The sequence below is a fragment of the Sulfurimonas sp. hsl 1-7 genome (assembly GCF_030577135.1).
Classification (GTDB): Bacteria; Campylobacterota; Campylobacteria; order Campylobacterales; family Sulfurimonadaceae; genus Sulfurimonas; species Sulfurimonas microaerophilus.
In genome coordinates, this window is record NZ_JAUIRR010000002.1 from 482,351 (window position 1) to 503,401 (window position 21,051).

General features: G+C 37.1%; 24 protein-coding genes. 6 read left to right on the plus strand and 18 right to left on the minus strand.

Annotation, left to right across the window (positions count from 1 at the left end; translation table 11 throughout):
• Nucleotides 1-44: 44 nt before the first annotated feature.
• Nucleotides 45-926 carry a hypothetical protein gene (locus tag QWY88_RS06180; protein ID WP_304545167.1) on the plus strand — a complete coding sequence of 294 codons (882 nt, stop codon included), beginning with the start codon at nucleotides 45-47 and terminating at the stop codon, nucleotides 924-926.
• Here the strand turns inward: QWY88_RS06180 and QWY88_RS06185 are convergent.
• Nucleotides 919-1,968, minus strand: a complete 1,050-nt coding sequence (locus QWY88_RS06185; RefSeq protein ID WP_304545169.1) for an SO_0444 family Cu/Zn efflux transporter — start codon at nucleotides 1,966-1,968, stop codon at nucleotides 919-921. The two genes, QWY88_RS06180 and QWY88_RS06185, sit on opposite strands and share 8 nt — an antisense overlap.
• A gap of 103 nt (nucleotides 1,969-2,071) precedes the next feature.
• Here QWY88_RS06185 and QWY88_RS06190 point away from each other — a divergent pair, with 103 nt between their 5' ends.
• Nucleotides 2,072-2,470 carry a Crp/Fnr family transcriptional regulator gene (locus tag QWY88_RS06190; protein WP_304545170.1) on the plus strand — a complete coding sequence of 133 codons (399 nt, stop codon included), beginning with the start codon at nucleotides 2,072-2,074 and terminating at the stop codon, nucleotides 2,468-2,470.
• 68 nt (nucleotides 2,471-2,538) lie between these two features.
• Nucleotides 2,539-2,751, plus strand: coding sequence for a 30S ribosomal protein S21 (rpsU, locus tag QWY88_RS06195; protein WP_152183121.1), 213 nt, complete (start codon nucleotides 2,539-2,541; stop codon nucleotides 2,749-2,751).
• Nucleotides 2,752-2,805: 54 nt separating this feature from the next.
• Here rpsU and QWY88_RS06200 read toward each other — a convergent pair whose 3' ends face one another.
• Nucleotides 2,806-3,414 (minus strand): DJ-1/PfpI family protein, encoded by a 609-nt coding sequence (locus tag QWY88_RS06200; RefSeq protein ID WP_304545176.1) that lies wholly within the window; start codon nucleotides 3,412-3,414, stop codon nucleotides 2,806-2,808.
• A gap of 120 nt (nucleotides 3,415-3,534) precedes the next feature.
• Here QWY88_RS06200 and QWY88_RS06205 point away from each other — a divergent pair, with 120 nt between their 5' ends.
• Together QWY88_RS06205 and QWY88_RS06210 are read left to right on the plus strand one after the other, a co-directional pair.
• Nucleotides 3,535-4,623 (plus strand): linear amide C-N hydrolase, encoded by a 1,089-nt coding sequence (locus tag QWY88_RS06205; RefSeq protein WP_304545177.1) that lies wholly within the window; start codon nucleotides 3,535-3,537, stop codon nucleotides 4,621-4,623.
• 5 nt (nucleotides 4,624-4,628) lie between these two features.
• A complete protein-coding gene (locus QWY88_RS06210) occupies nucleotides 4,629-5,417 on the plus strand; it encodes a transporter (RefSeq protein ID WP_304545179.1) in 789 nt (262 codons plus the stop codon).
• Here the strand turns inward: QWY88_RS06210 and QWY88_RS06215 are convergent.
• The 12 genes from QWY88_RS06215 to typA form a co-directional block, all read right to left on the minus strand.
• The gene (locus QWY88_RS06215) at nucleotides 5,407-5,619 is read right to left on the minus strand and encodes a hypothetical protein (RefSeq protein WP_304545181.1); all 213 of its coding nucleotides are present in this window, start codon (nucleotides 5,617-5,619) and stop codon (nucleotides 5,407-5,409) included. The genes QWY88_RS06210 and QWY88_RS06215 overlap by 11 nt on opposite strands.
• Before the next feature lies 1 nt (nucleotide 5,620).
• Entirely contained in the window at nucleotides 5,621-5,911 is a 291-nt protein-coding gene (locus tag QWY88_RS06220) for a hypothetical protein (protein ID WP_304545184.1), read from the minus strand.
• A 90-nt stretch (nucleotides 5,912-6,001) separates the two neighbouring features.
• Entirely contained in the window at nucleotides 6,002-7,069 is a 1,068-nt protein-coding gene (locus QWY88_RS06225; protein ID WP_304545186.1) for a deoxyguanosinetriphosphate triphosphohydrolase family protein, read from the minus strand.
• Between the two features lie 82 nt (nucleotides 7,070-7,151).
• Nucleotides 7,152-7,682 carry a PhnA domain-containing protein gene (locus QWY88_RS06230; protein WP_304545188.1) on the minus strand — a complete coding sequence of 177 codons (531 nt, stop codon included), beginning with the start codon at nucleotides 7,680-7,682 and terminating at the stop codon, nucleotides 7,152-7,154.
• Between the two features lie 2 nt (nucleotides 7,683-7,684).
• Nucleotides 7,685-7,903, minus strand: coding sequence for a hypothetical protein (locus QWY88_RS06235; protein WP_304545190.1), 219 nt, complete (start codon nucleotides 7,901-7,903; stop codon nucleotides 7,685-7,687).
• 8 nt (nucleotides 7,904-7,911) lie between these two features.
• Nucleotides 7,912-8,745, minus strand: a complete 834-nt coding sequence (locus tag QWY88_RS06240) for an FAD-dependent thymidylate synthase (protein ID WP_304545192.1) — start codon at nucleotides 8,743-8,745, stop codon at nucleotides 7,912-7,914.
• A 50-nt stretch (nucleotides 8,746-8,795) separates the two neighbouring features.
• On the minus strand, nucleotides 8,796-10,403 hold the full coding sequence (locus QWY88_RS06245) for an HDOD domain-containing protein (RefSeq protein ID WP_304545194.1): 1,608 nt from the start codon (nucleotides 10,401-10,403) through the stop codon (nucleotides 8,796-8,798).
• 42 nt (nucleotides 10,404-10,445) lie between these two features.
• Nucleotides 10,446-11,090: a protein-L-isoaspartate(D-aspartate) O-methyltransferase gene (locus tag QWY88_RS06250; RefSeq protein ID WP_304545196.1), complete on the minus strand. Its 645-nt coding sequence runs from the start codon at nucleotides 11,088-11,090 to the stop codon at nucleotides 10,446-10,448.
• Nucleotides 11,083-11,811 (minus strand): nitrilase-related carbon-nitrogen hydrolase, encoded by a 729-nt coding sequence (locus QWY88_RS06255; RefSeq protein WP_304545198.1) that lies wholly within the window; start codon nucleotides 11,809-11,811, stop codon nucleotides 11,083-11,085. Before QWY88_RS06255 ends, QWY88_RS06250 begins: the two co-directional genes overlap by 8 nt.
• A gap of 3 nt (nucleotides 11,812-11,814) precedes the next feature.
• Entirely contained in the window at nucleotides 11,815-12,837 is a 1,023-nt protein-coding gene (locus QWY88_RS06260) for a ribonucleotide-diphosphate reductase subunit beta (protein ID WP_304545200.1), read from the minus strand.
• 161 nt (nucleotides 12,838-12,998) lie between these two features.
• Entirely contained in the window at nucleotides 12,999-13,250 is a 252-nt protein-coding gene (locus QWY88_RS06265; RefSeq protein ID WP_304545202.1) for a hypothetical protein, read from the minus strand.
• Nucleotides 13,251-13,338: 88 nt separating this feature from the next.
• Entirely contained in the window at nucleotides 13,339-15,147 is a 1,809-nt protein-coding gene (typA, locus tag QWY88_RS06270; RefSeq protein ID WP_304545204.1) for a translational GTPase TypA, read from the minus strand.
• Between the two features lie 184 nt (nucleotides 15,148-15,331).
• Here typA and QWY88_RS06275 point away from each other — a divergent pair, with 184 nt between their 5' ends.
• Entirely contained in the window at nucleotides 15,332-16,477 is a 1,146-nt protein-coding gene (locus QWY88_RS06275; protein ID WP_304545206.1) for a CCA tRNA nucleotidyltransferase, read from the plus strand.
• Here QWY88_RS06275 and QWY88_RS06280 read toward each other — a convergent pair.
• The 4 genes from QWY88_RS06280 to gyrB are packed head-to-tail and all read right to left on the minus strand — an operon-like array spanning nucleotide 16,469 to nucleotide 21,051.
• Nucleotides 16,469-16,939, minus strand: a complete 471-nt coding sequence (locus tag QWY88_RS06280) for a hypothetical protein (RefSeq protein ID WP_304545208.1) — start codon at nucleotides 16,937-16,939, stop codon at nucleotides 16,469-16,471. The genes QWY88_RS06275 and QWY88_RS06280 overlap by 9 nt on opposite strands.
• Nucleotides 16,940-16,942: 3 nt before the next feature.
• A complete protein-coding gene (queF, locus tag QWY88_RS06285; protein ID WP_304545209.1) occupies nucleotides 16,943-17,329 on the minus strand; it encodes a preQ(1) synthase in 387 nt (128 codons plus the stop codon).
• Between the two features lie 9 nt (nucleotides 17,330-17,338).
• Nucleotides 17,339-18,733 (minus strand): EAL domain-containing protein, encoded by a 1,395-nt coding sequence (locus tag QWY88_RS06290; protein ID WP_304545211.1) that lies wholly within the window; start codon nucleotides 18,731-18,733, stop codon nucleotides 17,339-17,341.
• Nucleotides 18,733-21,051 carry a DNA topoisomerase (ATP-hydrolyzing) subunit B gene (gene gyrB, locus QWY88_RS06295; protein WP_304545213.1) on the minus strand — a complete coding sequence of 773 codons (2,319 nt, stop codon included), beginning with the start codon at nucleotides 21,049-21,051 and terminating at the stop codon, nucleotides 18,733-18,735. The genes QWY88_RS06290 and gyrB overlap by 1 nt, the downstream gene beginning before the upstream one ends.

A 21,051-nucleotide genomic window follows, 5' to 3' on the forward strand; every position in this document is an offset into this window, starting at 1 on the left:
TTCTATTGCTACAATTTGTACGAACTAAATAAAAAGGGATAAAAATGAGTCAAATACCTATACAAGTGATTAGACTGGGAGTTGTTGGTGCAGTTGTCGGGGGAGTTATTGCATTTAAAACAATAGCGGCAAATGCAGCAGAGGAAAAGATCGATAAAGCGATCAGTAACCTTGGGATACCTAAAGAGAAAATCTCTTACGATGTATCTGTTGATCTGATAGGTCTTTCAACGCGTATAGAAGATATTGAGATGAAAATATCCGATAAAGAGAGTTTTAAAATTGACGAGATAGTGATCAACGACATAGATACAAAACATGAAGTGCCTGAGTACCTGGATGTTGAGATCAACGGTATGCACAACGATGCCAAAGCTCTTAAAATGGTAGACAGAAGTTTATACAGAGCACTTGATTCACTGAAAAAGGATGAGTTTATTACAAACTTTGCACTCAACTACAACTTCGATAAAGAGGCTAAAGTCTTGAGTCTTGAAAATTTATCTTTTGATATTGAAGATATGGGTGCACTGTCGTTAACAACGCAGTTTCATAATGTAAACTCCGTAACAAATGCAGCGATGGGATTTAACTATGCAAAACTTGGAAAATCATCAGTGACATACAAAGATGATTCTCTTGTAAATACTTTAGTTTCTTATAATGCTAAAAAATCAGGAAAAGATATAGAGCAGTTCAAAGAGAAAATCTTAAAGAACCTAGACAGAGATATCCAAAGAGCTGAAAAAAGGGAACAGGAACTTGAAGTAAAAATGTTAACTGCGATCGCAGAATTTGTTAAAGACCCGCAATCTATAGAGTTCTCTATGGAACCGGAACAGCCGATCAGTCTTAACAAACTCACAAAAAGATTTACAAAAGAAAATACATTAAAAACACTGAACTTTGATATAAAAGTTAACTAGCTATTTTTCTCGTGATTATGGGCTTAAAAGTAAAATACAATACAAAAGCCCATAACACAATACTAGAACCTATCTCTATAATTCCCGCTTCTTCATCAAGATGGATCATCTCTTTAATATCTACACCCTCTAAAATATAATCTAAACCGATTCCAAATACTACAGATCCTACTACTATGGTTCCAAGATAGATAGCCAGCGTTGTTTTTCCCAGCATCTCTTTTACTACGCCGATTGTCACAGTATTTGTCGCTGGACCTGCACTTAAAAATACAAATGCCGCACCCGGTGATACACCTGCTAACATAAGCCCCGCTGCGATTGGAAGCGATGCAGTTGCACAAACATACATAGGGACTGCGATTAAGATCACTATGATGTATGAGAGCCAAGAATATGTAAGTAGTATCTCACTCAGATTTTCAGGAATAGCTACCGTGATCAAAGCACCTAATAAAAGTCCTATCAATAATGGTGATGAAATATCTCCTAAAAGTGTGACAAAGGCATATCGAAACACACCTTTAAAAGAAAACTTTTTACCCTCGCTGCTGCAAGATGAAGAGGAACAGCAACTCCCGCTGCTGCAACAACTCTCACTCTCCAGAGTTTCTTGTTTTGCGATCTCTTTTTTTGTATAGAAATTTGCTATAACTCCGGCAATTATAGAGATAATAACGGATGTTATAACTCTATAGATTGTAAATGCCCAGCCAAACATTCCGTAAGTCGCAAGAATAGAATCAACTCCCGTGATCGGTGTCGAGATCAAAAATGAAAGTACTGAGCCGTTACTTGCTCCGCTTTTTTTAAGTCCTGCAGCCAAAGGGATAACACCGCATGAACATACTGGCAGCGGGATCCCAAACAATGCCGCTTTAATCACTGAAAAAAATGAGTTATTCCCCAGATGATTTTTTACTATGGTATCGGGTACCATTTCGTGTAAAATCCCTGCAAATATAAGCCCAAACAGAATGTATGGAGCCATCTCATTACTCAGATCAAATAGTGTATTAAAAAACAGTGTGAGAAACTCCATCGCGAAAAACCTTTAAAATTTTATGCTAAAATCCCATTTTATAGCAATCTACTTTGAAAACATATTAATTAAATTATGCAAATAACCAATAAAGGATCTATTTATGGATATATCGGTGTTCGATTTTTATAGCAAACTGGAGCAACCTGCCAAAGATTTTCTCAAAATGAGGCTCCATCCCGTTGAAGCACCGGCAGATACACTTCTGTTTAACCAGGGTGATATCTGTGACAGTGTTTTGTTTTTAACCTCCGGGGAGATAAAACTAACGAAACAAACAGATGAAGGAGAGGAACTGCTCTACACACTTCAACCGGGACAACAGTGTATTGTAAACACCGCTTCGACACTCTCTCAAACCCCTGCTATCGCAACTGCAACAAGTACAACAGAGATCACGGGATATATTTTAGATATGTACTCTTTGCAAGATTTGACAAAAAGAAGTGAGCCCTATATGAACTATATTTTTTCGATCTATACGCTGGATTGTAAAAGCTAGTTTGTCTTTTAGGCTTTTTTTAGTTATAATTCCAGTTCAAATTTTATACAGAAAGTGGGTGATGTGATATGCCAGGTATCGTACTACGCCAAGATGATAATTTTGATGCAGCTTACAGACGTTTCAAGAAGCAGACTGACCGTAACTTAATCGTTACAGAAGCTCGTGCTCGCCGTTTCCACGAAACAGAAACTGAAAAGCGTAAAAAATTCAAAATTGCATCTCGTAAGAAAATGCTTAAACGTCTTTATATGATGAGACGTTACGAATCACGCCTGTAGAGTTTAGCCCTTTGGGGCTTGCTCTCACTCTTTACTTCAAAAACCTCTAAAAATTCAACCATATAGTTTAGCAAACGGATCCCAACTTGGATCACTGTGCCATTCATACTCAACTTCATTTGCAATCGCTAAAGCTTCTTGTGTACCCAATATTTTACTTATAAGTCCAAGTGTCATATCCATACCTGCTGAAATGCCTGAAGATGTAAAGTATCTGCCGTCTTCAACCCAACGAGCTTCTTTTTTCCAGAGCACTTGCGAACCTTGAGATATCACCCAATTAAAAGCTCTTTTATTTGTTGTTGCATGTACTCCGTTAAGTAAACCTGATTTTGCGAGTAAGGCACTTCCTGTGCAAATAGATGTGATATACTTTGCATCTTTTGACTGTATCTGGATCCATTCAAGTATCTTTGGATTCTCTACCTCTTTACGTGTCCCCATACCGCCCGGGATCATTATAATATCGTAATCACTGCTATTAAAATCATACTCTGCAACTACTTTTGGACCTTGTTTACTTACAACATTCCCTATATTTTGGGAAACCATACAGATCTCAAACACTTCGGGACGTATCCCATACATCTCAAGAGGTCCAAAAACATCAAGTAGTTCAAATTCTGGAAATAGTAAAACACCGATTTTAAATTTGTTATTCATCATACAGCCTTCAATTTTATCAAATGAATAATATCACAGAAAAAATTTATTTATATTTATTTAGATGTAAAGAAAAGTTGTTACAATATTCCCAAATATTTTTCAAATATAGGATAACAGATGAAAATAAAACAGTTCCTACTTTCACTTGCTACCGTGGCAGCACTTAGTTTTAGCCCGAATGTGGATGCATGTACAGGGATATGCCTCAAAGCCCAAGATAAAAGTGTTGTCTATGGACGTACTGGTGAGTTTGGAGTTCCATTAGATATTCGTCTTATTGTAATCCCTAAAGGTATTACTATGAATGGTGGAAAAATAGATGGAGCAAAACCGAAAAGCTGGACTACCAAATATGCCGTAGCAGGGGTTAACACACATGGAAGCGCAGAAGCTCTTGATGGAATCAATGAAGCTGGTTTACATGCAGGGGGATTTTATTTTCCGGACTATGCAAAATATCCAAAAGTAACACATGCTGATGATGGAAATGTTGTTTCTCCTACAAGTTTTATAAACTTTATCCTCACTCAGTTTGCAACACTTGATGAAGTGAAAGAGGGTATCAAAGATCTTAAAGTTTCAGGTGCAAAGAACAAAGATTGGGGAGGGATCGTTCCACCTTTTCACTGGATTGTAACTGACAATAAAGGAGATTCTATAGTAATCGAGCCGGTTGATGATACACTCAAAATACATAACAACCCTTTAGGTGTAATGGCAAACTCTCCAACCTTTGACTGGCATATGACAAATCTGAGAAACTATATCTACCTAAACCCTGTAAATGTCCCGCCTGTAAAGATTGAAGATATCACTTTCAGTCAACTTGGTGAGGGCTCAGGTTTGGGAGGAATGCCTGGAGACTTTACACCACCGTCACGATTTGTGCGTGCGGCTTTCTACTCACAATCGGCTCCGCCAATGAAAAATGCAAATGAAGCTATGTTTGAAGCGTTTCACATTCTCAATCAGTTCGATATCCCAAAAGGCTCTGTAGCTGCGATGAACAAAGGCAAAAAGGTAGATGAGATCACGCAAGCAACCGTTGTTGCAGATCTGAAAAATCTGAAGTATTACATACATAACTATTATAGTCGCAGAATCAAGATGATAGATCTCAATCAAATTGATCCAAAAGAGAAAAAGATTATACAAATCGATCTGCCAAAACATGAAACGATCGAAGATCTGACACCAAAAAGGTAGTTACTGTGGGGTTAAAAAAATATATCAGCTCTTTGATTCTAAGCGTGAGCTTGCCTATGGCTGCTTTTGCCGAACATAGCTCTGATGATCTTGCCAAAAAGCTTGCCAACCCTGTCGCTTCACTCATCAGTGTACCTTTTCAATTTAATTACGATCGAAATATCGGTGCAAACGAAAAAGGGGTGCGAACCACACTGAACATTCAGCCTGTACTCCCTTTTGAATTGAGTAAAGACTGGAATCTGATCTCAAGGACTATATTTTCTGTAATGGATCAAAAAGATGTGGTTTCAGGATCTCAAAGTGGTCTTGGCGATACTGTACAAACATTCTTTCTCTCACCTAACAAAAGTAATGGTGGGCTTATCTGGGGTATGGGACCAGTATTTCTTTTACCAACAGCTACAGATGAACTTTTAGGTGGAGAAAAATGGGGTGTTGGACCATCTGCTGTTTTGATACAGCAAGAGGGATCATACAACTTGGTCCTCCTTGCAAACTACATCAAATCTTTTGCAGGGGATAAAAACCGTACAGATATCTCTTCGGCTTTTGTTAATCCTGTAGTTTCAAAAAACATCCCTGGAGGATGGACTCTCGGAGTACAGCTCGAGCACACTTTTGATCTTAAAAATGAAGAGGATACAGGTGTTGGTTCAGCTTTTATCTCTAAAGTGACACAAATAAATGGACAAACGCTAAGCTTCTCTTTAGTGCCAAAATACTGGTATGAAACAACGGATAACTCTGCTAAAGGGTTTGGTTTGCGAGGAAGTATAGTATTTATTTTTTAGTAAACTTTGTAAAAAACTCAGTTTTCACTCTCATAAAATAGATATTACTTGAATTTGTATACAAAACTGCATCTACCCATTCATCATTTATTTGAAGTTTTGCATTTGTAGATAAAATAAGATAATCAACACCCTTATATTCGTAGTAATTATCTAAGCCTTGAGCTCCGTTTTTCTTGGCTATTTCATACTCTATAAACATTCTAAATCGTCGTTCCCATCTTTTGTAAGTATGTCACCATATCCTCAAACTCCTCACCGAGTTCAGAACGTATGTTATCTATATGGCTATCGATAAATGTAGGTGAAAATTCTACCTGAGATAATGGTACTGGGGTCTCAAACTTTACTCCCAACTGATCGAAACAGTAATTAAAATCTCTGATCTCTTCCTCGTTGGCAATGTCGATGGCATGTGCAATCGCCTGAATATTAATTCTCATCACTAAAAGCTGCATCTCCTGCTCTGATAAACTCCCCAGTGCATCTGCCAAGCCATTAATTATATAATCATATATTACTCGAGAGAGCACAATTTGCTTTTTAGTTTTTAATGATAATTCTTCCATACGATCACTTTATTGTTAAAATCTTCCGCTAATTTCATTATACATATCGAGTGCATAACGATCACTCAATCCTGCAATATAATCAGCTATAACACGGTGTTTTTTTCTTGTTTCTAATTGCTCGTAATAAAACTTCGGCAACATTTTCGGCTCTTCCATAAGCCCTTTATAAAGCCCTTTGATTGCTTGAGAACCTGCATACATCTTACGAACGATATCTTTATGTTGATACATCTTTTGAAACAGGAGTTTCTTCAGTTTTTTGATCTTCGTTTCAAGCTCTTTTTCATAACCTATAGGGAACTCTTCTCTCTTTTCTACTCGTTGCTCTGAATACGCAAGAAGTGAATAAACAAGATGGTTGATCATGTGTGAGCTGAATCTATAACGGAACATCTCGTCATTTTCACTTCCCACACCTTCTGCTTCAACCTTTGCAAGTATATCCTGCACTAATTCACTCTCTTTAAGATCCTCAAAAGAGATAATACCAGAATGAACTCCGTCATCAATATCGTGACTGATGTAGGCTATCTCATCGGCACGATCCACGATCATCGCTTCATACGTCGGATGACGTTCGAGATCGAAATGTTTATCTACCACTGAAGGGATAAACGACTTTCTGTAAGGATAAGAGTGCTTTAAAATCCCCTCTAAAGTGGCAAAGGTAAGATTAAGCCCGTCAAAAGCTTTATAACGCTTTTCAAGCTTGGTCACGACTCGAAAACTTTGAAAGTTATGCTCAAATCCATTTGTAAAACCGTCTGCTTTTAAACACTCATCCAAAGTATCCCCGCCGATGTGGCCAAAAGGGGTATGACCGAGATCGTGAGCCAGAGCTATCGCTTCTGCTAAAGATTCATTGAGACCTAGTTCTGAGGTGATTGATCGGGCAATTTGTGAGACCTCGATCGAGTGTGTGAGGCGCGTTCTAAAAAAATCACCTTCGTGATTTAAAAAGACCTGCGTTTTGTATTCGAGTTTTCTAAAACTGCCAGAGTGGATAATTCTATCTCTGTCTCTGGCATAAGGATTTCTAAAATCTTTGTCGATCTTATAAAATCTGTCTGTAAGCTTCATTGCTATATGTCTCCTTTTTACAAAAGCAAGCTTCTGCAAAAATTCCTTTCACTAAAGCTTTGCCTAACGGCAAGAGTAAAAACTACGCTTTTTTAATAAACTCTGTTTTTAAGAAGATTTTTGTTCCGTTTACACGACCTTCAATATGTGTCGGATCGTTTGGAGCAAGTGCAATTCTAGTAACCGTAGTACCGCGTTTTGCAGTAAATCCAGCACCTTTAACCTCTAAATCTTTCATAATAACAATGCTGTCACCTGCATGAAGTTCAACACCGTTACAATCTTTATAAACAAGTTTGTTCTCTTCAGCACTAATCGCTTGTTCAGCTAATTTTAGTTCATCCTCTTCAAGATACATCATATCTACCATATCTTGACGACCAAGTTTGTTTAGTAGGATGTAGCTCATCACTTTTACTGCCGGTGTTTCACTCCACATAGAGTCGTTTAGACAGTTAAAATGTGTCTCATCAAGCTCACCGCTCTCAATTTGAGATTTACATGTAGAACAAACATAGATACTTTGCTCTTCACTCCCGTCACTTACAGGTAATTCGATTAACTCTACACCTTCAGAACTTCCACATAATTCACATACTTCACTTCTTGCCATTTTTACTCCTCGTCTTTATCAAACTCTAGATCTTTGTTTGATACTTTTTTATCTTCTGTAACTTTATTGAAGGCCTTGTCAGCTTTCTTTTCGTCGTACGCTCTACACTCCTGCGGCATCTCGCCACCTTGAGTATTGATATTATCACACATAGTGCCTGTTATTCTAAAGTGGGAACATCCACTAAAAACCAATAATGATAAAATGAGTAACTTATACATATATTTTCCTATTTGTTTTTCACGATAAGATCAAGATATTTCTTTGGAGTAGCAGCTTTCATCGCCTCAGCCAACCATCTGATCTGAAAATACGCAGCACCACTGTCTCTTAGAGCAAAATAATTTTTCAAACTTCTAAGATTAAATGTTACCACCATATCAACTTTTACATTGTCTGAGATGATATGCTTAAATGCATCACCCACGTTACGCTTTTTCTTTCCAGCTTCAAGTGCTTCATAAACTTTTTGTGAATCACCTGCAAACTCCTCTAAAAACCCTAAAGAGCTTTTAGCAACCGAAATAGCATAAAAATCTTCCACTTTTTTTGATTGGTACAGAAGCTTCTCATACATTCCCGAGATCTCTAAAGCGTTATAATCCTCATCTGCCGTTACAAACATATCGAAAGAGAGTATTTTTTGTATAAAAAACTCTTTGCCGCCACCTTGAAGAGAGGCTACAAATGCATTGATAATACTACTCATCGTGTAGCGTGTACTTCTCACACTGATCGCTTGAAGTCTGTGACGTGCATGCTCTTGTAAAACACCACGACTCGTTCCTCTAACTAAGTATGAAAGGTTTGCATGTTCTAAGATAGAGTGGTGAAAGTAGGTCCATGCAAGATCGTCTAAGAGTTGCGATTCGTCTATACTGTTTAATTCATTTGTCATAGACTCATCGGGCAAAATGTTACGGATAGATTTAATAACATCATTTTCACTGTTTTCAAAGCTATCATAACATGTACGTGCAGCTGTTTCTGCAACACCTATACCTGTATCTTGTAGAAGTACTACCTCAGGTCTTGTGTATCTTATGCCGTAAATCTCTTCCATCTCTCGCATCCTATAACATGAATAGTTTATTTTACTATAAAAAAGCTTATTTATCCTTGTGACAGTTCGATCACGGAGTTAAGGGCATTTTGGAGTGTTTCTACATTAAGCCCCTGATCAAGAAGAAGTTGTCGTATCTTTTTTGAGATTGTAGGACTTATCTTCCCGTCAAGCCCGACAAGATGAAATACAACATAATTTGCTAAAGCAAGGTCGTACACTTCAACAGGAGCATATTTTGGATTATCGCTAAATCGTACCGAATCAACAATATCTCTGTCCAGATTCCAAAAACTTAAAATATTACTGCTTACGCGTGCAGTTGTAGTGTGCACCACTTTTTGTTCGGCATACTCTATCGAGTAGTTTTCCAAGAGTGTTTTAAAACCTTTTTCTTTCCCGCTTCTCTTCACCTCTTTAGCAATCAATAATTGCCCTAAATTACCAAGAATTGCAGCTGTTGAGAGTGTTTCTAAAGCTGCTATTGAAACTTTAGAATACCATTTCAACATCAAAAGGTAACGTTTTGTCGCTACATCCGAAAACTGTTTAAATGAAAAGTTGTATATCTCCAAATCACTAAAGTCAAAGTTTTTATGCACCTGTTTTAAAACAATAGCATTGAGATATTTTTTTCCAAGCAGAGAGACCGCTTTATCTATGGTTTTAATCTCTGGCAGATTGTAGAGAGGATTTTTAACCTCCTGCATCACCATAGCTGCGATCACGGGGTCTTGCTTCACAGCCTGTACAAGATCTTTGATCGAGGCTTCATCGCTATTGCAAATATCTCGTATACGACGAATAGAGTTTGGAAAGGCCTGAAGCTCAAGAACAAAGTTTTCAATCTCTTTGTTAGCTATAACAAACTTTCTTTCACCAAAATGAGACTCTGTTACCGTAATCAATTCACGCTTTAATTCATTAGGGCGGATAGGATAACTCAAAATATGATGAATACCTTTAATCATCAACTTTTTACGGGTAGTTGTATCCATTTTGTTTAACAATACTATCAAAGCAGTTCTAGGGGCATACTTATAGAGGAATCTGACAATCTCGGCAGATTGACTTTTCGTGTCTATAACACAAAGTTCTCCGGGTTTGTTTTTAATAAGTTCATGAAACTCCTCCATGTCACTACTCACTACAACCTCTTTTGTGTAGTGTTGTAAAAAAGAGATAAGTTTCTCAGGAGTCTGCTTTTTATCGTGAAAATAGTAAAGTCTGTAGCTTTTTAAAAGTAGGAGCGGATCTACATCGATCGCCTCACAGATCTGTACCTCGTCTAAAAGCTCTTGATCGATTGTACTGAGCGTTTCTACACCGCTTTGTAACTCATCTTCCCATTTAAGATACTGTACAAAAATGTCTTTAAACCAGTTGTGAACACTTTTAGAAAGCGGTGGTGCGACATCTCGCAATCCATTTAATACACTCTCTACTTTAGCCGCTAGCTTTTCAAGTTCATGAAGATGAAAATAACCGCTGTTCGCTTTGAGACTGTGAAAAATTCTAAATAGCCTGTTAATAGAATCTACATACTCTTTCTCTTCATCTAGTAGATCGATGCAGTTTTGGATATCTACAGCCTCATCGCTAAGCTGATCTAAAAATACATCATAAATCTCTTGACTAAAGTTATGCTTTTCGGGCAACACAGTTCCTTTTACAATACAACTACAAACTTTTAGTTTTGGCTATTTTACAACACCATCCAAAATAGGGACAAAGTCACAATCTTCGAGTTCCTCTTCTATAATGCGATCACCTCGCTTCATAAAACGTGTAATCACCTGCTTACCATCTGCTTGTTCTATAGGAGCTACCAAGATCCCGTCATCAGCAAGCTGTTCAAAGAGTTTTGCAGGGATCTCTTTTGCAGTTGCCGAGAAGAGGATACGATCGTACGGAGCATACTGGATCCAGCCGTTTTGCCCGTCATCGGTACGTGTATGGATGTTATTTAGCCCTAGATCACGAAACCTTTTTTTCGCTTCAAGGATCAAACTCTCAATTCTCTCGATCGTAAAAACACCGCGGAAAAGGTGGGAAAGTACAGCTGCTTGATATCCGCTGCCGCAACCAACTTCCAATACTCTGTCTGCCCCTCTTGGGATCAGGTACTCAGTCATTTTTGCAACTGTTAGCGGAGAACTTATATATTGGTTTGAGCCTATCGGCAAAGCATCTAACTTATAAGCATTATGTCTAAAGCCCATAGGAACAAAAGCCTCTCGATCCGTTAATGCTATCGCTTTTTTCACATACTCATCTAAACCACCCATTTTTGCTTCACAATCTTGAGCTAACTTTGCCGTTTTTGTCGCTTTTATCCTATCCATTTATCCCTACATCCAAATATCTTCTCATTACCGAGATCTCTTTTTTCTTATACTCCTGCTCTAAGCAAGGGTTATTCCCGTTTCTCTTCTCTACACCCTGGGGTGTAATGATCCCGCTTAAAACACTGCAATCATCATTAGCTGAGTCACTCGCACAAACATAACACTGATTGATGATTGCCAATGTTTGTGTCAGTGCTCTAAAATGCTCGCCGCGAGATTTTCCCCACCAAGCGGGGATCGCTATAATGTCGGCACCCTCAGTTTTTTGCCACAGCTCTTTAAAACGAAGCTCAAAACAAATAAGTACTGCGATCTTCACACCCGCGATCTCAAAGATTTCAAGATCACTGTCATCACCCTCTTGCATATACTTGTGCTCATCACCCAGTTTGAAAAGTCTTGCTTTGGCTCTTTGATGGATCAGTTCTCCATCTGCAAAAACTTTAGCCGTATTGTAAACTTTTCCATCTATACGCTCTAACATTGTTAGTATAACAACCTTGTTTTGTGAGTGTTTTTGGATCTGTGTGCTAAAGTGTGATGAGAGCTCTGTCAGTTTATCCAGGTTTTCATAATCAAAACCACTTAAACAAACTTCAGGAGCTATGATGATAGAGTTTTCTTCAACTCCATCAATAGTAGTTAAAAACTCTTCAAGATTCTTTTCGTAATCTGAAGTAGTTTTTAATGAAAGGGTAACAAGTTTTTCTATTTTCACTTTTTAAAAGTCGTCGTCAAATGTCAAACTACCTTTTGAATAGTTTGTCACATTACCTTCAAAGAAGTTTGTTTTTTGATCGTTAAATTTTGCAAAGTCATTTACCCATTTGATCGGGTTTTCAACATTATAAATTTTTTCAAATCCAACCGATGTTAATCTGTCATCAGCAAGATATTTGATATATTGCTCAACAATAGCATCCGTAAGACCAAGAATCTGTCCTTGAGTAATATACTGACCCCATTGTACTTCGAGCTCTACGGCTTGTTTAAACATATTGATAACTTCCGCTTTTAACTGCTCTGTAAAAAGATCGGGACGCTCTTTTCTAAGAGTGTTGATAAGGTTTTGGAAAAGTACCAGGTGTGTCACTTCGTCACGTTGAATAAAACGGATCATCTGCGCTGAACCTAACATCTTTCCTGAACGTGCTAACGTATAGATATATGTAAATCCGCTATAGAAATAGATACCCTCTAAGATCTGGTTTGCAAAACACGCTTTTACAAAGTTTGTCTCGCTAGGATTTTTTGCAAGCTCTTGGTATACACTCGCAATTGCATCATTTTTATGTTTTAACATCATATCTCTACGCCATAGTTCATAGATCTCAACAGAGTTTGTAGAGATAGAATCAACCATAACGGCATAACTTTGTGAGTGCAGAGCCTCTTCAAAAGATTGACGTACTAAAATGAGGTTGATCTCAGGTGATGTTACATATGGATTGATATTATCAATAAGGTTATTTGTTTGTAATGAATCCATAAAAATAAGCTGTGAAAGCGCTCTGTCGTATGCAGTTTTTTCTGAGGATGTAAGATTTTTATAATCATTCACATCTTTAGTCATATCCACTTCTTTAGGGAACCATGTGTTGTTTAACATCATCTCCCAAAGGTTATATGCCCATTGATATTTAATGTTATTTAGCTCAAAAATTCCTGTTGGATTACCGCCAAAGATTTTTCTATCGTTGACATTCTCTTTTGATTCTGGATTATATATCTTTTTTCTGTCCATAATTACTTACTCCAACTTTATAAAGTTTAAAATTATAGCTTTGTAAGTTTAAAATACAGCTTTTAAAAAAGGAAAAAATTTGTGGATTTATAAGAGAAGATTATCTCGAAATATCACTTTTAATATTTCGAGATCAAAGAGGAATTATATTTAGAAAAAGTTTATTTGATTGATTTATTTATTTTTTCCTCATCAAACCTGTAGTTTTTTGCAATATCATCGGCATCTTCCTCAACGGATTTCATTACTTCATCTCTAAATTCTGTTGCAGTATGGCCTGTTTCGTGAGAATATACAATATAAACACCAATGAAAACGACTAAAAGTGCTAATTTAGAATGATTATGTTGATTGAGAATAAATGCGAGTAGAGCTAATATTAAAAGCGTACCTAGATAGAATAGAGTATCCATACATTCCCCCTTAAAACATTTTATGGGATAAAGTATATCATAGATTTAGTATCTCCTCTAATAAAATAGGAGGAGATACTAGGGAGATTTATTTAGTCTTTCTAGACTCTCTACGACGTTCCGCTTCTGTTAAGAATCTTTTACGGATACGGAGATTCTCCGGAGTTACTTCAAGTAGTTCATCATCTTCGATCCACTCTAATGCACGCTCTAGTGACATATCACGTGGTGGAACAAGTTTAATAGCTTCATCAGCACCAGATGAACGAACGTTTGATTGTGCTTTACCTTTGATCGCATTAACAACTAAGTCGTTGTTTCTTGCATGCTCTCCAACAATCATACCTTCATATACTTTTGTTTGTGGCCCGATAAATAGAACACCTCTATCTTGTAGATTGAATAATGAATACGCTAACGCTTCACCGTTTTCCATAGAGATAAGTGCACCGTATGAACGAGACTCAACGCTTCCAGAATATGGACGGAACTCTAAGAAAGAGTGGTTCATTACACCCTCACCTTTTGTATCTGTTAAGAATTGTCCACGGAAACCGATTAGTGCACGAGCAGGAATTTCAAACTCGATTCTTTGGAAACCTTGTCCCATTGGAACCATAGATTTCATCTCAGCTTTACGTTTACCAAGTCTTTCAATTACAGTACCAGAAAGATCTTCAGGAACGTCGATTACTAGGTGCTCAAACGGCTCACATTTAACACCTTCGATCTCTTTAACGATAACTTCCGGACGAGAGATACTAAACTCATAACCTTCACGTCTCATGTTTTCAGCAAGAACAGTAATCTGTAGCTCACCACGTCCACTTACTTTAAATTTACCCTCACCAACAACTTCAAGCTTCATAGCAACGTTTGTACGCATCTCAGCTTCTAGTCTGTCTTTGATCTTGTTTGAAGTAACGTGTTTACCTTCTTGACCTGCAAGCGGAGAATCATTTACTGCAAATACAACAGTAAGTGTCGGCTCTTCGATGTGCATAGGATCAAGTGCTACCGGATTAACAGGGTCACAAACAGTATCACCAACGTCAACTGTTTCCATACCAGCGAATGCTACGATATCACCAGCTTCAGCTTGTTCAATCTCCATACGGTTAAGTCCGTGGAAACCGATAAGTTTAGTAATTCTTCCTTTTACGATCTCACCGTCAGCTTTTGCAAGAGCTACTTGATCACCTTTGTTAACTGTACCGTTGAAGATACGGCTGATACCGATCTTACCAACATAGTTATCATAGTCAAGTGTAAATACTTGTGCTTGGAAAGGGTTTTCTGCACTACCTTCTGGCTCAGGGATTTCTTTTACGATAGTTTCAAAAACACACTCGAAGTTACCATCTGGCTCTTCCATATCAAGTTTAGCAATTCCATCACGAGCTGCAGCATAGATAATTGGGAAATCTAATTGATCATCAGTTGCATCCATATCTGAGAAAAGGTCAAACATCTCATCAACAACACGCTCAGGCTCAGCTGAAGGTTTGTCAATTTTGTTAATTACAACAATTGGTTTTTTACCAAGTGCTAACATTTTCTTAACAACGAATTTTGTTTGCGGCATAACACCTTCGTATGCATCAACAAGTACTAAAACACCATCAACCATTTTAAGTACACGCTCAACCTCACCACCAAAGTCGGCGTGGCCCGGAGTATCGATAATGTTAATTTTATGGTCTTTATATCTGATAGCTGTATTTTTAGAAAGAATCGTAATACCACGCTCTTTTTCTAAAGCGTTGCTATCCATCGCTCTTTCATCATGTTGTTCATGAGTACCGAATGTACCAGATTGCTCTAGTAAACCATCAACCAAAGTAGTTTTACCGTGGTCAACGTGTGCAATAACTGCAATATTTCTAATCTTTTGCATTAGGGGTTTCCTCGTTTTGGAAAAATTTTCCGCGATTATACCTAAATTTAGGTTATATACTCGTAAAAATATGTTACAATTGTTCAGAAAATGAACTCATAATTTCTTAACGAACCACAGAAGTAAAAAGATTTTTACTCTTTCTTTTAAAAATCAAAGCAGAAAAACAGATCGAAAGTGACCTATGAAAAAAGTTCAATATCCTACAATTTTAGATCAAATCTTTGAAAAACTGAGCAGTTACGGTATTAAACCTGTCATCATCGGTGGTTTTATACGGGATTCTTTACTGCAAATCGATTCCAAAGATATAGATATCGAACTTTATGACGTAGATAATATTGACCATTTAGAGATGATCCTCTCACCTTTTGGAAATATAAATGAGGTCGGGAAATCGTTTAGCGTTATAAAACTCAACATAGACGAACTTGATCTAGATTTCTCTCTCCCTAGAATTGACAGCAAGATAGCTAAAGGTCATAAGGGCTTTAAAATAACTACAGACTCCCATCTAGATTTTAAAACAGCAACAAGCAGACGTGATTTTACGATCAATGCGATCGGTTACGATGTTATAACAAACAAACTGCTTGATCCATTTGGAGGGATAGAAGATCTGCAAAACAAACAACTAAGAGCCGTCGATCTAGATAAATTTGGAGAGGATCCGCTGCGTGTACTTCGAGCTATACAGTTTGCTTCACGTTTTGATCTGGCCATAGATCAGGAACTACTGCTTCTGTGTCAAAAAATGATCCGAAACGATCAGCTTCTCTATCTCTCAAAAGAGCGGATCGTTGCAGAGATAGAAAAACTGCTTTTAAAATCTACAAAACCCTCCAGCGGTTTTCTTTTAATGAAAGAGATGGGGTTATTTCAAATTTTTCAAGAGTTTCACAATCTTTCAGAGGATGATTTTCATAACACTCTCTCTTTATTGGACAGATATAAAATACTCGAGCATCAAGTTAGAAAAAAAGAGGCTTTTATAACAATGCTAACGCTGCTGACATCAAAGTTTAGCTCTGATGATCGCAGCTCTTTTTTAGATCGTCTTACAAACGACAAAGAGATACTGCATAAGATATTTAATGTTCACAACTTTTTACAATCACCGAGTTATACTTTGGCTATGAGGCTGGATAGAGAATTATTAAGTGATTATCTCCAAACCATAGAGATGAAAAACTTTAAAGATCTCATAGACAATATAGAACCGAGAATAAAAGGGAAAGATTTAATAGCGCAAGGTTTGCAGCCTTCTGTAGAGTTTGCAAAAATTTTGGAAGAAAAATACCAACAACAAATTGGTCGGTTTTTATTTTAAAACATCGAGTTTCTTATTCACTTGTGAGATGGTTTGAATATTGATAATTGCTACTTCTATCGCTTTTCTAAAGCGTGAATGGTATATCTCTTTATATTTTCCGTCATATTCATCAATTATCTCTTTATAAACCTCTATAAACTTCTCAATAAGTTCAAGACTCTCCAAAGAGATCTTTTTAGATTTTGAAATGAGTAAAATCAACTCAAAAGCTTTCTTCTTTTTAGAATCCATATCATCTTGTTTGAGATAATACTCACCTTTATCGTTGATAGGTTCTATCAGTCGTTTGAGGACTTCATGCAGTCCCTCAACACTAATTTCAAATCCTGTAATTTTATTGTTAACATAAAGTCTCATATCGCTAAGATTCATTTTGGAAACCCTTTCAACAATATTTGAATCAACTTCCGTTTGTTCCTCTTTGTTGTCAGATTTATTTCCAAGAATCTTACCGAACATAACTCACTCCTTTGTTATTTTAGAGCTGTCTATCTCAATGACCGTATGGACATTCCCTCTAGGCTTAAAGTCTGCAGTCAGTTTGAGGTATTTTGGCTTGATCTTGTTATAGATAACATCATAGATCTCATTTGCAGAATTTTCGTGTGAGATATATCGTCCCATAAACGAGTTTATGTAGAGTTTTAACGCTTTTAACTCAACCACATACTCATCAGGTGTATATTCAATGTAAATTGTTGCGAAATCCGGATATCCGCTTCTTGGACAAAGTGCCATAAACTCAGGTAAAGTAACTTTTATAAGATACTCTTTTTTATTTTCGTTTGGCCAGATCTCCATATCTTTTTCTACATCAAACTCACGTATCTCTTTTTCACCGTACTTCATAAAACTCTCCTAATCTTTTTCATAAAATTTTTCAACTTCAGATAGATATCTACCTTGAATAAAATCTATATTTAATTCTTTAGCTAAATTATATCCATCTTTGACTTCAATATTTTTTATCCAAGTTTTAATCCCTCGATCATGAGCCATTGCATTAAAACCCTCTATGATGTTTCTACTTTTTTCCAACTTATCTTGACGTGAATAGTAGGTGTCAAACCGTATGTAGTCAATATCAAGTTCCCGCAAATATAAAAAACTAGTGTGGATAGAACCAATTCTGTCGATCCCTATGGAGATATTATACTCTTTTAACGATTGAATGATTGCGTTATATCTGTTTGTATGTGAATAATACTCCATCTCATATAAAACAAATATAACCTTTAAATTTTTTCTATCCCGCATAAGATCTTTGACTTTACGTAAAAAATTCTCGTTTCTCAGCGATGTCGGAAAAATATTGATTGCTATTTTTTCCTCTTGATCATACACGGAAACCAGATGTTCAAAAACCATAAGATCAAACTCAACACCAAGTCCCAGCTTGTTGATAATCTTTATATATGTTTTTGGAAAAATGAGTTTTTGATTTAACCCTTTTAGTTTTACAAAACACTCTTTAAAACGCTCATCTTTACCGATTACATCTTGAGCACTTATAATGAGTTCACAGTTTGTAATTGCCTCAATTACCGATAACTCCAACTCATTTGGATCGATGTTTTCATCTTTTGAACGACCTTTAGAACCTCTGATACTCTCTTGTATTTCAAAAAGATTATCAATTAAATAATCGAGTTTTTTTGAGTAAGTAGTATCGCTGATAGCTCCCGAGATCTTCACCTCGATGTCACCCACCTTAAACTCACTCGCTTTTAAACACATCAGATCCAATACTGTCGTATAGTTTTCTTTATATCCATCAAGGCCAATGATAAAATCACCACCTTTAAGATGCCCTATAGGGTACCCTTCTATCTTTTCATCTCTCAAGTAGCTAACAATCCACTCTGCTACTTCGTTAAGAACTTTATCCCCATTTTTGATCCCGTATACACTGTTAATATCATTAAGATTATCAATACTGATCAATATTAAGGTGTAATCTTTTTTCGAATTTATTTGAGATTTTAGGTATTTATAGAGATATTCACGTGTAAATGTACCCGTTACATCATCTGTAATTTTTACGTTAAAACCGTTATATATGAGATAAAAAATAAAATATACACTAAAGGCTAAGAGTAAAACAGCTTCTATATAAAATGTAGATTCTAAAGTACGATAGTTAGTAACAAGTGTGTGTGAAATAAAAGCAACAATAAGCGCAAAGATAGGTAATCCCATTCTCAGCGCTAACTTAAAACGGTATTCCCTCTCTTTTGTTCGTGGTAATAGCATTAAACGTCTAGATGTTTAACATCTTTTGCATGTGTTTCTATGTAGTTTCTACGAGGTTCAACTTCGTCACCCATAAATAGAGTAAACGCATCTGAAGCAGCTTCAGCATCATCAATAGTTACTTGAAGAAGTACACGGTTTTCAGGTGTCATTGTAGTTTCCCATAACTGATCAGGGTTCATCTCACCAAGACCTTTATAACGTTGAATATACGCACCCTTCTTCGCATAATCTTTGATGTCTTCTAGAACCTCTAAGATATCCTTGTCAAAAGAGATATCCCAGTCGCTGATCTTTCTAAATACATAATCAGCTTCACTAAAGTGTGGTGCTGCAAAAAGCTCGTCGTTTACTAAGAGCTCTTCCATACCGCCATCAGTTTGTACAAACAGGTGGATCTCGTTTGTCTCTTCATTGATTGTGTGAGTTAGGATGTTGTTATTGATAGACTCTAAGAAAGTCTTAATATCTTCAAACATCTCTTTCGCCGGTTTTGCAATGATATCCGGATTTTCAATAAAGTGACGAATCAGTTTTACTAAAGCATAACGACGCTCTAACGCTTCTAGTGATCCCGCATAGTGATCAACCATTTTAAAGAATGCTACAAGGTCATTATGACCTATTCCCTCAATATCCAGTGCTTCAATACCGTTATCGATAAGATACTCGTTCATTACGCTGTCATCTTTAAAATAGATCTCTTTTTTCCCTTTTTTATAACGGTAAAGAGGTGGCTGAGCAAGGTACAGATAGCCGTTTTCAACGATATTTCTAAAATAACGGAAGAAGAACGTTAGCAGAAGTGTTTGGATGTGACTACCATCGACATCGGCATCGGTCATGATGATGATTTTGTGGTAACGAAGTTTCTCTTCGTTATACTCTTCACCGATCCCACAACCCATAGCCGTGATCATGTTAGTGATCTCGTCAGATTTTAAGATCTTATCTAAACGTGCTTTTTCAACATTTAAGATCTTACCTTTAAGCGGTAAAATCGCTTGAAATACTCTGTCACGTCCCATTTTTGCAGAACCGCCCGCAGAGTCCCCTTCCACCAGGTATAGCTCACAGATAGAAGCATCTTTGCTTTGACAGTCAGCCAGTTTACCAGGAAGCGTTCCGACACTCATAACATCTTTACGACGAGTAAGCTCTCTTGCTTTTTTTGCAGCTTCACGACCGCGAGCAGCCATTAAAGCTTTTTGTACAATAGCTTTAGCTTCGATCGGATTCTCTTCGAAATATTTGCTTAGTGCATCACCCGTTGCTTTTTGTACAAGCGGACGCACGTAAGTATTTCCTAGTTTCCCTTTTGTTTGACCTTCAAATTGTGGCTCAGGTACACGAACAGAAACGATAGCGATCAGACCCTCTTTTACATCATCTCCGGAGATCTTAACATCTTTCTCTTTCGCTGCACCGTTTTTCGCATTGTAGTTTGAGATAACACGTGTTAAACCCGCTCTAAAACCTGCTTCGTGCGTACCGCCGTTTGGCGTGCGGATATTATTTACAAACGATGCAAATTTTTCATCATAAGCGTCATTGTACATGAATGCAATATCGTACTCGATATCTTCAGCTTTTCCAGTATAAAAATAAACGTTTGCAACAGTTTGTTTTTTGTTCATATCCTGAACATATTGAGAGATACCGCCTTCAAAATGGTACACCTCTTTTTGTCCAGTTCTTTCGTCGTTAAACTTGATAGTGATAAATGGATTTAAGTATGCTAATTCTTTAAATCTTTTTGCTAAATATTCATATTCAAAAGTTACTGTTTCAGTAAAAATAGACGGATCGGCACTAAATTCAATTGAAGTTCCCGTTTTCTTTGTAGTACCTGTAACTGCTAATGCTTCTTGAGGTATACCTTTTTTAAATGTTTGTTCATGTATTTCACCGTTACGATGAATAGTCATATGAAGATCTGATGATAATGCATTTACAACAGATACACCAACCCCGTGAAGACCACCGGAAACTTTATATGTATCTTTGTCAAACTTACCACCGGCATGAAGAACCGTAAGAACAACAGTTGCCGCACTCATACCCTCTGTCGGGTGCATATCTGTAGGAATACCGCGACCGTTATCTTGTACGCGACATTTTCCATCTTTTGTCAGGGTTACTGTGATAGTATCACAATGTCCGGCCATTGCCTCATCTATCGAGTTGTCTATAACTTCGTAAACGAGATGGTGAAGACCACGATGTCCCGTATCACCGATATACATACCGGGACGTTTACGAACAGCTTCTAAACCTTTGAGGACTTTAATATTACTAGCACCGTAATTTTGTTCCAT